Below are 15,078 nucleotides of genomic sequence, written 5' to 3' on the forward strand. Positions count from 1 at the left end.
TGCGACACCGCTGGCTGCGGCGTCACTGGTTCCAACAGAGGATGCGCCGGTTTTGGTCCCATGAGGCTGGGTGCCGGCTGTGAGTTGTGCTGTCGGGGTCTTTCGACCGTGAGCGGCATTGGCAGGAAAGCGACGAGGCTCGGCCGCCCGCGGCATCCTCCCCCGACGCCGCGATCGCGAGACTGAAGGCATGCACCTCACTGACTTCCGCGCGCCCGACACCCTCGCCGCGCGGGGTGCACTCGAGCTCGCCCGGCACTACCAGTCGCCCGCCATTACCGCGCACGCGCTGCGCTCGTGGATCTGGGCCGAAGCCTTCGCGCGCATCGACGGCATCGCGGATGTCGATCACGAGGTGCTGTATGTCGCCGCCGTGCTGCACGACATCGGCACCGTGACCGCGTTCGACAACCACACGATCTCGTACGAGCACGCCGGCGGTCACGTGGGTGTCGCACTCACGGCGGGCGCGGGATGGCCCGCGGAGCGTCGCGCCCGCGTGCTCGATGTGATCGTGCGTCACAACTGGCCGCGGGTCGATCCGGCGATGGATGCCGAGGGCTACCTCCTGGAGGTCGCGACGGGGCTCGATATCTCGGGTGCCAGGCCGGAGGCGCTTCCCGAAGCGTTCCGCCGCGAGGTGCTCGCGGTCTATCCCCGGGGAGCGCTCGCCGCGGAGTTCGGCGCCTGCGTCGTCGACCAGGCGGCACGCAAGCCCGACACCGCCGCCCGGCGCCTCGTCGAGGGCGGTGTCGTCGCGAAACTCGCGGCCAACCCGCTGGAGCGCCTGTAGCAGGGCATGCAACGCCCGTCCGCCGCGAGCTCTGATCAGGCGTCGACAGCGTGCATCAGATCAGAGACCGTTCTCGCGCAGCCAGGCGCGGAGCCGGCGGCGCGCATTCGCGTACGGCGACGACGTGTTGAGCTGGATCATCCGGCCGGCTGTGTATGTTCCGTACCAGTTCGCTCCGTAGAGATCTCGATCGCTGAGTCTTCGGATCAGCGCGACGATATCGTGGTTCGCCCTCTCGAATCGGATCAACAGCTCCTCCCACGACAGTGTCGAGCAGTCGGCGTAGAACCGATGAGCGAGCTGTCCCAGTTGATTCCACGCGAAGCCCTCTGCCGGAAGGGAGGGCTCCCTGCCGGCATCGCGCTGACGATGCCACCGGAGAACGAGCTCGTTCCAACCGATCAGGTAGGCGACCAGATCGGCCGGGCTCATCATCGTGCCTGCGACGTGGCCCGGCATCGTCAGATCTCGAGCCCGTTCCGCCGGGACGCGATCCAGGTCGCGCGCGAGCCTCTCGTACCCATCGACGACCGCCTCCAGCAGCTCAGCCTTGGTCGTCGGAACCGTCACGTCGTCCTCCGCGTCGCGTGAGATCCTGACCGAAGCACACCGACACCTCGGAGCCGATATACGCGCCGAAGAGCGGGATGGGCTCGTAACCCTCACGCCGATAGAAGCGCATCGCATCGGGCTGCGCCGTACCGGTCTCGAGGACGACGCGCTGCGCTCCGAGACGCCGAGCCTCCTCCTCCAGACCGCGCAGGATCGCGGTGGCGACCCCTGTTCCACGCGCCCACGGCGCCGCGTACATGCGCTTGATCTCCACGACTCCGGGACCGAGCACGTCGTCCGACAGCGGGCGCAGTCCGCCGCAGGCGATCGGGATGCCGTGTTCGTCGCGCGCGACGAGGAAGACCGGCACGTCGCCCGCCGATGGCGCAACGCCCGGTTCGTGATCGTCGGACCCGTAGCGCGCGTCGAGCTCCTCCCGCTGGGCGCGACGCAGGCGGTCGGCGTCGGCGTCATCGAACGGGGTGAGCGCGAGAGTCCAGAGCATGAGAGCCTTCCGATCATCCACCGAGCAGCTGCTGCACGCTCTCCATCAGATTCTGGCCCATGTTCTCACCGCGTGATCACGATCGCGGACGTCGATCGGCGGCGAAGAAGGACCGCTCGTGCCTTGCGGACTCACGAAAGACGAGCTGCATCGCACGGCGCGTCGACTCCAGCTCGGCGAACGAATCGAACTCGACCTCCCTCTCCACCTCGCAACCCCACGCCGCGAGGGCGGCCGCGAGCATCTCTTCGATGCGCGCTTGCGACAGCATGAGAGTGAACGGGTAGGGCGTCTGCAACCCCCGGAAGTCGAGGTGCGCGAGCGTCTGCGTGCCGTCGCGCACGGTGAAGTCGGGCACCACGATCCCCTCCTCGACGATGGGCGTCGCCATGTGGATGGTCGAGAGCACCTCGAGCGTCCGCGCGTGGATCACGGCGGCGCGGGATGTCGACGCACCCCGCGGTGCCGCATCGACGATCCGCACGTTCACTCCGCGGCGCCGCAACGTGAGCGCCGCGGCGAGGCCGACGGGCCCGGCGCCGATGATGAGGACGTCGGAAGTGCGAGAAGGATAAGTCAGCATGCGTTGACATTTGCACTCCCGTCGCCAAAAGTCTACGCATGTTGCTAAATTGGGGGAATGACGCGCTCCGACACGCCCTCCCCGACCGAGAAGGGCCGCCGATCCCGCGCGTCGATTCTCCGCGCCGCCGCCGAGCGATTCGAGTCCGACGGGTTCGAGAAGACGACCGTGCGGGCCATCGCGAAGGATGCCGCCATCGATGCGGCGATGATCATCCGGTACTTCGGGAGCAAGGAAGCCCTCTTCCTCGAAGCCACCAGCATCGAGCTCGACCTCCCGCAGATGGATGCCGTACCGCACGGGCAACTCGGCCATGCGCTCGCCCGGCATGCGGTGTCTCTCTGGGAAAGCGAGACCCCCGGGCGCGCGCTGCGCATCCTGCTGCGAGCATCCGCGCAGGATGAGCAGGGAGCGGCGGCCCGCGTACGCTCCGTGTTCGCCGCGCAGGTGCTGCCCTTCTTGTCGCAGGAGGGGTCGGATGACGCGATGCGGGCGAGCCTCGTTTCGTCGCAGATTCTCGGCTACGCGTTCGGCCGCTACGTGATCGGGTTCGATCCTCTTGTCGATCTCGGCGATGAGGAGGCGGCGACCCGACTGGGGGCCGCACTGCAAGCGGTCATCGACGCGCCGTGATGAACACGTCGCCGCATCGCGGGTTAGCATCTGCTCATGCGCACATCGAGCTCCTCGTGGTGGTGGCTGCAATAGCAGCCAGGTGACGCATGTTCGCGGGCTGCACGGCAGCTCGCAATCCCGCGGTCTCTCCGTGCAGTCCTCTCCTCGGAAAGGACTCCCTTCATGGACTCATTCGCCGCGACTCAGGCCAGGATGACCGACCTAGACGACCGTATCCGGGCCGAGCCTTCACGCTTCCGCGTGCTGACCGGAGAGCGCCCGACCGGACGACTGCACCTCGGTCACTACTTCGGAACACTTTTGGAGCGGGTCACACTGCAGTCTCGCGGCGTCGAGATCTTCCTCGTGCTGGCCGACTACCAGGTCATCACCGACCGGGACACCGCACGCGACGTAGGCGCGAACGTTCGTGACGCCGTGCTCGACTACCTGGCGGCGGGCCTCGATCCGGCAAAGACGACGATCTTCCCGCACTCGGCCGTGCCCTCACTGAACCAGCTGGTCCTGCCCTTCTTGAGTCTCGTGACAGAGGCAGAGCTGCACCGCAATCCGACGGTCAAGGCGGAGACGGCGGCGTCCGGTCGCGCCCTGAGCGGGCTCATGCTGACCTATCCCGTGCACCAAGCGGCCGACATCCTGTTCTGCAAGGGCAACCTGGTGCCCGTCGGCAAAGACAACCTCCCGCATGTCGAGATCACGCGGACCATCGCGCGGCGATTCAACGAGCGCTACGGAACCGTCTTCCCCGAGCCGGAGCCGCTCGTCACTGCGTCACCGGAGGTGCCCGGGGTCGACGGACGGAAGATGTCGAAGAGCTACGGCAACGCCATCGCGCTGGGGATGACCGAGGACGAGACCGCCGCGGTGATCCGACGAGCCCGCACCGACGGCGAGCGCCGCATCGCTTTCGATCCCGTCGCGCGTCCGGGCGTCTCGGCGCTCCTGACGACGGCGTCCCTCTGCACCGGAACGCCGACGGAGGTCATCGCCGACGAGATCGGAGATCGGGGCAGCAGCGAGCTCAAACGGGTAGCGACGGAGGCGGTGAACGAGCGCTTTGCGGACCATCGGCGTCGGAGGTCGGCGCTGGCGACCGACCCCGACGTGATCGAGTCCGTTCTCCGCGTCGGTATCGACCGTGCCAACGGTATCGCCGATCAGACGCTCGGAGAAGTCCGCGACCGGATGGGGATGCACTACCTGAGGCGCTGACGATGGCCACCGTCGCAGCGACGGACCGTTCGCGCTAACGGTCGCTGCTCATCCCCGTAGGCGCCAGGTTCTCCCACGCCCAGGCGCCGAGATCGTCGAGCACGGGCAGGAGACGCCGTCCAGCGTCGGTCAGTTCGTACGAGACCGAGATGGGCGGGCCGGGGTCGACGGTGCGCACGGCAAGTCCCGCCCCGGCGAGTTCCGTCAAACGGTCGGAGAGCACCGCATCGCTGATGCCCGATACCGCCCGGCGGAGTCCGACGAACGTCGTCACTCCCGCCCCCAGAGACGACAGGATCATCCCGTTCCACCGTTTGCCGAGCACCGAGAAGGCGAGCGTCACCGCAGCGTCGCATGCCCCGTGCTCGGCATCCCCCGTCGCGTCGTCCATCAGCCCATCTTAGTCGTGCTACATTCTCGCTAGTCGCTTTGTTTTTCCTAGCGACTATCATTTTACGATCGGAGTGATATGTCGCTGTTCCGTCTGGATGCCAGCATTCTGCCCGCCACGAGTGCCAGCAGGTCGCTCGCCGACCTCGTCGAGTGCGAGTGGGTTACCGCCCACCCCGATTCGGTCGTCACGCGACGCGATCTCGCCGCCGACCCGATCCCGGCGACCGCCTGGGCGGATGCCGTCACCGCAGGATTCGTCGGCGACAACGAGCGCACCGAGCGGCAGCGCGAGGCACGAGCCCTCGCGGCGACGCTGGCGGATGAGCTCATCGGCGCCGAAGCGCTGCTCTTCGCGATTCCCCTCTACAACTACGGCGTCTCGCAGCACGTCAAGACGTGGTTCGACCTGGCGCACACCGATCCGCGTATCGACCCTCAGGGCACCGCGCTGCGGGGAAAGCCCGCGACCCTCGTCACGGTGCTCGGCGGCAACTACGCGCCGGGAACGCCGAAAGAAGGCTGGGATCACTCCACGGCGTGGCTGCGCCGCGTGCTCGCCGACGTGTGGGGACTCGAACTGCGCGTCGTCGAGCGCCCGTTCACGCTCGTGGGCGTAAACCCGGCCCTGGACGCGTTCACGGATGCCGCCGCGGCACTCAAGGCCAAGGCGGAAACCGACGCCGTGGCGTACGGGCGCGAGGTGGCCGCGACGAGGCGCTCATCGGCCGCCTGACGGCGGCGTGGAGGCGCGGGGTGGGGGCCGTCGGGTGCGCGGCCCCACCCTCGCCGGGCAGCGATGTCACGGGGCAGGTCACCGCTCACATCACGCTCTGGTACCAGCCGACGGTGACGAGGGCGCGCGAGCACTCCGCCCCGTCAAGACTTCCCGGACCATCATCAGAACGAAAGCCAAAATACTGAGGGGAACCGCGAAAAACGAGAGCTCCGTGATGATCCCCCAACTCCCTTGCCCCCGATACTCATAGTCGTTCTGATACCAGTACACGGTGCCAAACATCGTCAACGGCCATATCAACGAACCCCACACGAACAGCCACAGAAAGACGACGTGATCCCAGCGCGCTTTTCTGTCGAGCGAATGCAGGTACAGCTGCAAGGCTCCGGTGATGAATACGTGCACGGTAACCACGAGGGCAAGCTGACCGACGAGGTACTCCCGGTCGGCTGCCGAAAAGGTTGCGGCGTTGCGAAGGACGAGGAATCCGTCGGGAACACCGCCAATGACGAAGATCACTCCGAAACTCACGAGGGCCCATGTGGAGACGAGCCACAGACTGACACGGGGCATCGGCATACTCCCTTCACCGGTGAGGTACTGCAGCAGCATTCTCACCCTCGAGACAAGCTTCGGGCCCTCGATGCGCGAGGCATCCGCTCCCCGTCGGGCCAGTGGATTCCGTCATGGTATCGACACTGCCGGACCGCTCAGAACGAAGACCAGCGGTGTCTAGGAGTGAGTGCCCCCGCGATACCGCAGCCCGTCCAGCAGGAGTACAACCATTCTCATTGCGGTGTCGCTGCCGCTGCCAAGAAAGGGCACGCAGAGGTGCGAGATCGCTCCGAGCATGTCGACCGGAGTGACGTTCGCGCGGATCTCCCCCGCGCGTTCCGAGTTCTCCAGCAGCGCGCCGAGCGCGGGAACCGCGTGCGCGTGGAAGTACTCGGGGAGCGCCGCGTAGGCCGGGTCGCCGGAGTGCAGCGCGCTAGCGAGCCCCCGTTTGGTCTCCACGAACTCGCGATACCTCTGCCCCCACACGGCGAGCGCCTTCCCGGGAGGGTACTGCTCTGAGATCGGCGCGGCGGCTACGCACTCGTCGAGCTCGTGTCGGAAGACGGCGGCGACGAGGTCGGAGCGCAGGGAAAGTACCGGTACGGCGTCGCCGCTCCAACGCCGGCGCGCGGCGATTGCGCGCACGTTGACATCGACTCCGTGCGCGGCGAACTGCTCGTTGGCGGCGACCAGCAGGGCATCGGCGTTGCGCTGGGCACGACGACGTGATGCCTGACGTCAAGCATCCCGGTGAGAGCCAGTCGCACGCTCTCGCGAAAAGCAAAGAAGCCCCCCGCAATTCTGCGGAGGGCTTCTTTTCGACCCCTGAGGCAGTCCCTTTGTCCAAGAGGTTTGAACATCCTCAATATGGTCGACATTGTCTATCTCTGTTCCAATAAATCGACGGCCTCCGTTACGGCGGCTCAGATCCGCGAGATTTCAAGCTCCGAAGGCGGGTATGAACGGATGTCCCGACCTCGCGTCAAGCGTGGCTGGAACCGCCTGAATGCCGACCAACAAGCCGCCGTCGTCACCCGGTACAGCAACGGCGAGACGTCAACCGCGCTCGCCGAGGAGTACGGCGTCGCGAAGTCCACCATTCTGCGGATCCTGCGCGAAGCCCGGGTCGTTGTGCGGCGTCAGCCGATGAGTCCCGAGCAGGTGAGCAAAGCAGCCCAGCTGTATGAGGCAGGACTATCACTTTCGCAAGTCGCCAAACATCTCGACGTGAACCAGGAGACGATGCGCACCGCCATCCTGAAGGCTGGTGCCGCACTGCGTGAACCGACGAAGGCAAAGACCGCGTAATGAAGCGCCCTGAGTTTGTTGGAGACTCCTGACCTTGGAAACGAGGATGAGGTTATGCCGAAGGAACTGGCGAATGGGAAGCCGACGACGCGTCGCTACTCGGTCGAGGAGAAGGCCGCCGCGGTGCGGATGGTGAGGACGCTGCGCGCTGAGCTCGGTGTCTCGCAAGGGACGGTTCAGCGCGTCGCGACGCAGCTCGGATACGGGGTCGAGTCCGTGCGGATGTGGGTCAAGCAGGCCGATATCGACGACGGCCTCACGGCGGGCGTGAGCAGCGTCGAGGCGCAGCGGGTGCGTGAGCTCGAGCAGGAGAACCGCGAGCTGCGGCGGGCGAATGAGGTGTTGAAGCGGGCTGCGTCTTTCTTCGGGGCGGAGCTCGACCGCCACTACCGGAAGTAGTCGCGTTCGTCGATGCGAACAAGGACGACCTCGTGGACGGTCGCCGGCTCGGAGTCGAGCTCATCTGCAGACTGTTGCAGGTGGCTCCGAGCAGCTACTACACCGCCAAGTCCCGCGCCCCGTCCGCCCGCGCTGTGCGGGACGAGGAGCTGATCCCACGGCTGGTCGAGCTGTGGGAGGCGAACTACCGGGTCTACGGGGTCCGCAAGCTCTGGAAGGCTGCCCGGCGGGCGGGCATCATGATCGGCCGGGACCAGACCGCCAGGTTGATGCGCACGGCGGGGATCGAGGGGGCACGTCGTTCGAAGCGGGTTAAGACCACCAGGCCGGACCCAGCGTCGGCGCGGCATCCAGACCTCGTGAAGCGGGAGTTCACCGCGACCGCACCGAACCGGCTCTGGGTCACCGATCTGACGTTCGTGCCGACCTGGGCCGGCGTCGCATACGTGTGCTTCATCATCGACGCGTTCAGCAGGATGATCGTCGGGTGGCGGGTCGCGTCGCACATGCGCACCGAGATGGTCCTCGACGCGATCGAGATGGCCCGCTGGTCACGCGGCGCTCGGCACGAGGATCTGCGCTGTCACAGCGATGCGGGGTCTCAGTTCACGTCGATTCGCTACGGCGAACGCCTGGCAGAGATCGGCGCGACACCCTCGATCGGAACCGTCGGGGACAGCTACGACAACGCCCTCGCCGAGACAGTGAACGGCTACTACAAGGCCGAACTCGTCCGCGGACCCGCACGATCAGGGCCGTGGAAGACCGTCGAGGACCTCGAGCTCGCGACGCTCGGCTGGGTGCACTGGCACAACACTCAGCGCCTCCACGGTTACCTCGGCGACCTCCCGCCCGCCGAGTTCGAGAGCGCGTTCTATGCTGTCCCCAACGACCGCAATGTGCTGGTCGGAATCAAATAGCGCGAGTCTCCATCAGACCCAGGGCGCTTCACTCGGATGCTGAGGAGCTCTTTGCTCGCCTTCAGTCCACGGCACCGATCGAACTAGCGTTCGAGAACGTACCGGAAGAGTTGGCACCAGCACTGTTCCTCCGCCACATCGTGCGTCATGTCCTGGATAACTCGCCAATCACGCGGCACGAGAATGCCCGCCAGCTCTTGGCTGATGCCGGGCGTGAGGAACGGATCGGTGACAACTGATCGTTAGTGCCGGGAGGCGCTCGCGGAAAGGATGTCATCATGCCCGGTCCATACCCCAAGGAGTTCCGCGAAGATGTCGTCGCGGTCGCCCGGCGTCGCGAGAGCGGCGTCACTATCACGTAGATCGCCACCGACTTCGGTATCAGCGAAGCGACGCTGCAGAACTGGCTCCGCCACGCAGAGTCGATCACGAAGCTCCTCACGGAAATGCGCGGACGAGGCGCCGGCGACGACGATCTGTAAGGTTCATCGCGACTCGCGTGGCGCCTATGGTGCTCCCCGGGTGCCGGCTTGGGTCGCCCAGCGTCGGCCAGCCGTGCCCGCGTAGGCGCGATACTGCGCAATCCAGGAATCTGGAAGGTGGTTTGAATCGCGCATGAAGACCATGGCCCGAATTCAAAGCCACGCGCGTCGCGTTACGGAATTCGCTCCCACCGGCTGGTCCGCGGATTGTATCGGAGCGGGATTGCCGTCCCACGAGGGCTCCGCACCTGTGCCGAGTAAGGGCGCCAGCCCTTCCCAGATGTCAACCCCGCATCAACCGCCGCAAGGATCTTCCATCCATCTGGACCAGTGAAGAACAGCTTTATGCCGTCGGATCCGCTTTCGTCACCATCGAGCTCACCAATACCGAGGGCCTTGAGTTCGGACTCAATCTCGTCCTGCAGTTTATGGACCTCATCGATCGAGGATGCAGGAGACGATGCCCGGAGTTCAACGATGAGGGCGTACTCCATTGGCAGCGCGGGTGAAACGTCGACGACTTCATCGCTTGATTGAAAGTGCCGACGGAGCCGCGTCAAAGCGGTTGTCGCCGTCCACACGCCGTCAGGTGGCAGAGCCGTCGCCAGCTCCTCTGACACAGGAATGGTGGAAACCTCAACACCGGGATCGTCGGCGCTGTACTCCACCGCGTAGTACTTTCCATCGTGAACTGGCCGTCGCAGGAAGCGGGGAATTACCCAATCAAGTGGGCTCCATGATGACAGCACACCCAGCGCCCGCCAAGCGCCACGGTCGAACTCACTAGTTCCCGTGCGAAGCGCGAAGAGCACGTCGTCTGGCCCAAGACGTGCGCAGTCTTCGAGCTTCACGGGCGATTCGACTAGCCGCTTGAAGAAGGCGAAGTATCCGATTCCCGTCGAGCCAATCGCAACGACAAGGCCCGCCGCGGACCTTCCGTCGCCGAGCGGCACCTCGAACCACGTTCCGGGCACAATAGTCATCGCCCTGCCCCCGTCCTCCCGCACACCTCAAGATACTGCCGCCCTGCGTCGAGGTAATAGTCAAGATTGGGGTTGTGTGGCGAGATTCCTCGGATCTTGTTGAGCCCGCCGTATCTGGCCTGTGCGCTCGGGAATTCATCGTAGAGAAGCTGCTCGAGACCGCGGACAGTTGCTCGGTCGCTTGCGCGCGTCACGATCTCGAAGCTCAGATCATCCGAGAGCTGGCTAAGGTGTTGCCGCTCGCGAGCTGCGAAGTCGTTGGTTCGTCCTGTTCGGACGACGGTTCCGTCTGCGTCGCGCAGGACATACGTTCCGCCCTTTGCATCAGGTTCACAGATGTTGCTTTCATTGTCGGGTCCATCCGGTGGCAACGAGGCCGACTGCGCCCCGGCCACGTGAGTCGCGATCGCGCCGTCCGCGGCCGCACCCCGTCCAGCTGCACCCTGCCAAAGCTGAGGAACTACTGGTGCGCAAGCAATTGAGACGCTGCTCCCGGGTTGCGCGCACAACGAACGGCTGGAAATTGCCGCAGCACAGCCCAACCACGTGCCGGCCGTATCGCACTCCATCCGGACGCTGCCACTCCCCGCGACTGACCCGGGGATGACGTTCTCGACGATGTAACTGTTCGGATGCTCGCCGGTGTACGGCGCGATTTGGTGCCACTGCGCCACTATCGCGTTGAACGCCGCCATCGATGCGTTGAAGTTCGCCATCGACGAGTTGAACCCGGCCATCGAGTTCGAAAGAGCGGCCATACTGCTCGAGACACCCGCCATGCTGCTCGATAGCGATACCATCGACGCGCCCGTCGGCGGAAGGGAAATGGACGGAACACTCACCCTCCCAACGGACGTGGCAGAAGGGGCCCAGGACGCCGCGGAGCTAGTTGAGCCGGGCGAAGCTGCTTGGGCCGGCGCGCTGTGTGAGGGAGCGTTTAGCCCGAGAATGTTGCCAATTCCCGACAGAAGCGCGTCAGAGTTTCGGGTCGCCTGATCCCAAGCAGCCGCTCCGACCCAGATGGATAGCACGGCGGCACCCGCCCAGATGGCGGCCTCACCGAGCCCCGCGATAGCTGCGCCGCCGCAGTACACAGCGACTGGCCCCCAACAATGCCCCGTGGGGTCGCCCGTCGTTGGCCAGTGCCCACCGGCAAAGGCATATCGGTTCTGCTGATCCAGCGGGAGTGCAGCATCATCGCGACTGAGGAACACCCCCGTAGAGGGGCTATACCAGCGCGCGTGCATGTCGACGGCACCGCTCGCGGCGGTGTAATCGTTCTGCATGCCAAGGGGACTTTGTGCAGCACCCTTTGTGTCGGTGAGGCGCCCTTGCGGGTCATAGCTGCGGCTTGTCAAAGAGCCGGAGGCAGAGACCAAGCCGGTGACATCCCCCCGAGCATCGGTAATGGCGTAGTTCCCGCCGGTCGTGACCAGCGCGCCCTCGGGGTTGCGGGCCTGTCGATCTTGTCCGATTCCAGCCGCATCAGGTTCAGCTCCGTGGTAGCTAAACGTTGTTGAGCCCGCGCTGCTCAGCCTACCGAGTGCGTCATAGGAGTACACGACCGAGTTGTCGCCAGCGAGGTTGCCGAGGGGATCCCAGGTATAGAGGCTGGCGTTATTGCCCTTCGCGTCATAAGTGATGTCCGGCGAGGTGCCAACCTTCGTAAGTCGGTTGCGTTCGTCGTAGGTCCGCGTCAGCCCATCCGCTGTCGTGAGATTGCCCGCGGCGTCCCAGATAAGACCGTGAACCGTCGCGGATGGGTCCTTCCACGAGGTCAGGCGATCGCGGTCGTCGTAAGCGTAGGTCGTTGTTCCAGCGCCCGCGACGGTGCTCGGCGTAACCGTCTTCTCCGTCAGATTCCCGACGGCATCGTACGCGTAACTCGTCCCAAGGAGGACCGAGCCGGACGCGGTGTTCGTCGTGTCGCTAGTCACTCGATCGGCACCATCGTAGGTGAGTACGCGGTTGAGTGTTGTGCCCCAGACCTGGCCAACGAGTTTGCCGGCGGCGTCGTAACTGTAGCTGACGGCAGGTCCGTCTGCGGGCGTGTAGCGAGCCAGTCGTCCCCCAGGAGTCCACTCTGATAGCGCTTTGCCGCTGGCATCAGTTGTCGAGCTCTGCTGTCCGGCGGGCGTGTATGTGAAGGAGGTGTCGCCGGACGGCCCTCGGGAGCTCAGCAGCCATCCGGACTGGTTGAACGTCTGAGCCTGCTTACCCGTTGGCGTCGAGAACGTAAGCATGTTGCCGAGGTCATCGTATGTGTACGAGTTCGTGACTGATGAGGCCCCGGCTGTGCCCGTCTGCGTAAGGAGGTTACCGTCAGCGTCGTACGTGTTTGTGACCTTCTGCCCACCTGGTGACATCACGGTCGCTGGCAGTCCTGTGGGTGTGTAGGTCCATTTCGTTGTGCGATCTGACAGGTTCGGATACGTGGTCGTCGCGGGTTCTGTTTGATCTCTGACGGAGCCGTCCGCCATGTAGCTCGCGGTCGTCGTGTTGCCGCGTTGGTCAGTGAGGCTCGTGAGATTGCCGGTTTTGTCGTATCCGAGCGTCATTGCAGCGTTGTCGGCGGTCTTCGCCACGATGAGACGGCTAAGTGCGTCGTACGTAAAGGTCTGAGTGTTACCTCGCGGATCCTTCGCGCTGAGCTGGTTGCCTGCCAAGTCGTAGGTGTAAGCATCTGTGCCCATGAGCGCGCCCGTTGCGTCGTAGCGAGAAACCGCAGTCTCGTTGCCTCGAGGATCGTGCTCGACCACCGTCTTGTTGCCAACTGGGTCGACGATCTGGCTGAGCTGGCCGAGGTAGTCGTAGGAGTTGGTGGTCACTCCGCCATCAGGATCGGTGACAGTGACGGGCTGGCTGAAGCCGTTGAATGTCGTCCGGGAAACCCCACCGCTCGGGTCCGTAACCGCGACGACACGGCCCGCCGAGTCGTAGCTCTGAGATGTCGTCACAGTAGCCGTGCCCGCCCCGTCACCAAGATCTACAGTTCGACTCGTGCCAACAAGGCGAGAAAGGCTGTCGTAGGACAGTAGGGTCGCGTTGCCAGCCGGGTCTGTTTGACGCGACGGAACGCCGGCATCGGTGTACTTCACCTTTGTGACGCGGCTAGAGTCACCCTCTAGGCGTGGGCTAACTGTTGTGCTGACGACATGACCTAACGAGTCGTAGGCGACACTAGTCTGCTGCCCCCCGGGCGCGACAATACTCGTGACGGCACCGGCAGCGTTGTACCCGAACATGGTCTTGGGAGTGCTCGTCGCAAGAGGCGGGAAGTAGGGGCTCGTGCGCGAGAGCACTCGGTCCATGCTGTCGTAGGCCGCGTCAACTCGCTGACCGTCTGGACCGACGGTGGTCGTAAGGCGGCCGAAGGCGTCGTATCCATATGTGGTCTCGGAAGGAGATGCTCCGCTGGCGGCCGCTGGCGCGGTCGCTTTCGCTACCTGTCCATACGCGTTCAGTTGGTACTTTGTGGTCCATGCCGCGTCCCCCGCAGAGGATGCGCGCGGATCGGTAACACCGACCAAACCACCGCGATAGTCCCGCTGGTACCAGGTAGTCGCCTTGTCACTAGACGTCGGCGACGTGGACGTCGTAACTGACGATGCACGACCAACTGCGTCGTAGCTCGTTGCAACCGTGCGATACGCGTCCGTGGCGGAGCCAATAGTGTGCTGCGTCACTAGTCCGCGGGGATCGCGTGTGAAGGTCTCGAGCCTCGTGGTCCCAGAAACTCGCGTCGAGGCCGACTTGAGCTGTCGCTTGCTGTCGTAGCTCAGGCTGATAGTTGTCGCTCCACCGTCAAGTTGGACCATCCCGAGGTTCCCTACGCTGTCGTAGAAGTTCCTGCGGACCTCCACGTCCTTGACGGTCCCATCCGCCAAAGGTTGCGCGATGCTCGTGACGGAGGCGACATCGTCCAATGCGGTGTAGCTGTACTTCGTTACATGACTCGCGGCATCGGTGACGGCAACTACTCTGTCGCTCGCGTCGTACTCGCGCTTCTCAAGCTGGATATCGTGCTGCTGCGTCTGCCCGGTTGGGTCTGTGTAGCGTGCGACGCTCGTCGTCAGGCGCCCGTACGCGTCATAGACAAAGCGCATGAGAGCGCCATTCGGATCGGTCCGGGCCACGACGTTGCCGCGCGCATCGAACACATAGGTTTGGGTCGATCCATCGGGCCCCGTCTCACCGACCAGGCGATCGTATCCGTCGTAGCTTCTGGTCGTCGTTCGGCTGCTCCGACTCTGAAGGTCAGTCTCGGTCACACTCATCAAGTTGTAATCAAGGTCGTACTTATAGTCCGTCCTCGGCTGTCGAAGGCTCCCGGACAGCGAATCTCGCACGATCGTGCCGGTCGCTGACGCGACAAGCCCGTTGTTACCGTAGGTGTACGTCATCTGCTCGACCGGGGTTGACGTCGATTGCGACTGGGCGAGGGCCAGAAGTCGACCCCAAGAGTCGTAACTGTAAGTTTTGACCCCACCGATCGCGTCCTGCTCTCGGCACAGATCGCCAGCTGCGGTGTACGTACGGAGCGTCTTGTTCCCGGCCTCGTCAGTGAATACCGCAGGAAGACCCGCCGGCGCTTTGGTGGAACTATCGCACGCCACTTCAGTGCCGTTCGTGTAGCTCACTTTCGTTGTAGTGCGCTCGCTGCCAGGCTTGCCCTCCGACAGGGTTACGGGGCGCCCGGCCGCGTCGTAGGTGATTGCAGCTATCTCGTTCTTCGGATCCACGGGACCGTCGTAGACAGAAACGAGCTTGCCCTTCGCCGCCCCGCTCGAACCATACGCGTAACCTGTGTATGTGTAGGTTGAGGCTCCGACAACTTGGCGCGAAGTCACGCGACCATCGCTGTACGTCATGGATAGCTCTGCGCCGGTGCTGGTCCTGTATTTGGAAAGCTCACCGGTGGCCAAGTAGGACCAGTTCTCGTCCGCGCCCACTGCGTTGGTTCTCTGGATGACCCGACCCCACGTATCCAAGCGATAGTCTGTTTTCGCTCCCGCGGTACT

Annotated in this window: 15 protein-coding genes and 1 other annotated feature; of the genes, 7 read left to right on the plus strand and 8 right to left on the minus strand. The window is 64.5% G+C overall.

Annotation, left to right across the window (positions count from 1 at the left end; genetic code table 11):
- Positions 1-190: 190 nt before the first annotated feature.
- Positions 191-793: an HD domain-containing protein gene (locus ITJ43_RS03320; RefSeq protein ID WP_194582116.1), complete on the plus strand. Its 603-nt coding sequence runs from the start codon at positions 191-193 to the stop codon at positions 791-793.
- Between the two features lie 60 nt (positions 794-853).
- Here the strand turns inward: ITJ43_RS03320 and ITJ43_RS03325 are convergent, their stop codons facing one another.
- From ITJ43_RS03325 to ITJ43_RS03335, 3 genes are read right to left on the minus strand one after another with little or no spacing between them, the layout of a single operon-like run.
- Complete coding sequence (locus ITJ43_RS03325) at positions 854-1,363, minus strand: ClbS/DfsB family four-helix bundle protein (protein ID WP_194582118.1); 510 nt, start codon at positions 1,361-1,363, stop codon at positions 854-856.
- Entirely contained in the window at positions 1,338-1,871 is a 534-nt protein-coding gene (locus ITJ43_RS03330) for a GNAT family N-acetyltransferase (protein WP_323741107.1), read from the minus strand. The genes ITJ43_RS03325 and ITJ43_RS03330 overlap by 26 nt, the downstream gene beginning before the upstream one ends.
- Positions 1,872-1,926: 55 nt before the next feature.
- Positions 1,927-2,433 carry an FAD-dependent oxidoreductase gene (locus tag ITJ43_RS03335; protein ID WP_194582120.1) on the minus strand — a complete coding sequence of 169 codons (507 nt, stop codon included), beginning with the start codon at positions 2,431-2,433 and terminating at the stop codon, positions 1,927-1,929.
- A 57-nt stretch (positions 2,434-2,490) separates the two neighbouring features.
- On the opposite strand from ITJ43_RS03335, the gene ITJ43_RS03340 reads away from it, so the two are divergent.
- Together ITJ43_RS03340 and trpS are read left to right on the plus strand one after the other, a co-directional pair.
- Positions 2,491-3,066 carry a TetR family transcriptional regulator gene (locus ITJ43_RS03340; protein ID WP_194582122.1) on the plus strand — a complete coding sequence of 192 codons (576 nt, stop codon included), beginning with the start codon at positions 2,491-2,493 and terminating at the stop codon, positions 3,064-3,066.
- Positions 3,067-3,231: 165 nt separating this feature from the next.
- Positions 3,232-4,281 carry a tryptophan--tRNA ligase gene (trpS, locus tag ITJ43_RS03345; protein ID WP_194582124.1) on the plus strand — a complete coding sequence of 350 codons (1,050 nt, stop codon included), beginning with the start codon at positions 3,232-3,234 and terminating at the stop codon, positions 4,279-4,281.
- A gap of 34 nt (positions 4,282-4,315) precedes the next feature.
- Here trpS and ITJ43_RS03350 read toward each other — a convergent pair whose 3' ends face one another.
- Complete coding sequence (locus tag ITJ43_RS03350; RefSeq protein WP_194582126.1) at positions 4,316-4,672, minus strand: winged helix-turn-helix transcriptional regulator; 357 nt, start codon at positions 4,670-4,672, stop codon at positions 4,316-4,318.
- 78 nt (positions 4,673-4,750) lie between these two features.
- Between ITJ43_RS03350 and ITJ43_RS03355 the strand changes: the two genes are divergently transcribed.
- On the plus strand, positions 4,751-5,407 hold the full coding sequence (locus ITJ43_RS03355; protein WP_194582128.1) for an FMN-dependent NADH-azoreductase: 657 nt from the start codon (positions 4,751-4,753) through the stop codon (positions 5,405-5,407).
- Between the two features lie 90 nt (positions 5,408-5,497).
- Here the strand turns inward: ITJ43_RS03355 and ITJ43_RS03360 are convergent, their stop codons facing one another.
- Together ITJ43_RS03360 and ITJ43_RS15270 are read right to left on the minus strand one after the other, a co-directional pair.
- Positions 5,498-6,022 (minus strand): hypothetical protein, encoded by a 525-nt coding sequence (locus ITJ43_RS03360; protein WP_194582130.1) that lies wholly within the window; start codon positions 6,020-6,022, stop codon positions 5,498-5,500.
- Positions 6,023-6,142: 120 nt separating this feature from the next.
- Positions 6,143-6,601 (minus strand): hypothetical protein, encoded by a 459-nt coding sequence (locus ITJ43_RS15270; RefSeq protein WP_323741116.1) that lies wholly within the window; start codon positions 6,599-6,601, stop codon positions 6,143-6,145.
- On the opposite strand from ITJ43_RS15270, the gene ITJ43_RS15005 reads away from it, so the two are divergent.
- From ITJ43_RS15005 to ITJ43_RS03375, 3 genes are all read left to right on the plus strand, one after another.
- A complete protein-coding gene (locus ITJ43_RS15005; protein WP_228495290.1) occupies positions 6,518-6,694 on the plus strand; it encodes a hypothetical protein in 177 nt (58 codons plus the stop codon). The two genes, ITJ43_RS15270 and ITJ43_RS15005, sit on opposite strands and share 84 nt — an antisense overlap.
- Before the next feature lie 138 nt (positions 6,695-6,832).
- Positions 6,833-7,273 carry a helix-turn-helix domain-containing protein gene (locus ITJ43_RS03370; protein WP_194582132.1) on the plus strand — a complete coding sequence of 147 codons (441 nt, stop codon included), beginning with the start codon at positions 6,833-6,835 and terminating at the stop codon, positions 7,271-7,273.
- A gap of 54 nt (positions 7,274-7,327) precedes the next feature.
- Positions 7,328-8,592 (plus strand): IS3 family transposase gene (locus ITJ43_RS03375; RefSeq protein ID WP_228495291.1). Its coding sequence is split into 2 segments (ribosomal slippage): positions 7,328-7,631 and positions 7,631-8,592, totalling 1,266 coding nucleotides; the frame shifts between segments, so codons are not numbered across the junction.
- Positions 7,627-7,761, plus strand: a sequence feature (AL1L pseudoknot). It overlaps the preceding gene by 135 nt.
- A 655-nt stretch (positions 8,593-9,247) precedes the next feature.
- Here the strand turns inward: ITJ43_RS03375 and ITJ43_RS03380 are convergent.
- Positions 9,248-10,057, minus strand: coding sequence for an Imm26 family immunity protein (locus ITJ43_RS03380; RefSeq protein WP_194582134.1), 810 nt, complete (start codon positions 10,055-10,057; stop codon positions 9,248-9,250).
- Positions 10,054-15,009, minus strand: coding sequence for an RHS repeat protein (locus tag ITJ43_RS03385; protein ID WP_194582136.1), 4,956 nt, complete (start codon positions 15,007-15,009; stop codon positions 10,054-10,056). The genes ITJ43_RS03380 and ITJ43_RS03385 overlap by 4 nt, the downstream gene beginning before the upstream one ends.
- Positions 15,010-15,078: the final 69 nt, after the last annotated feature.

It is taken from the genome of Microbacterium sp. VKM Ac-2870, assembly GCF_015350795.1.
In the GTDB taxonomy this organism is placed as follows: domain Bacteria; phylum Actinomycetota; class Actinomycetes; order Actinomycetales; family Microbacteriaceae; genus Microbacterium.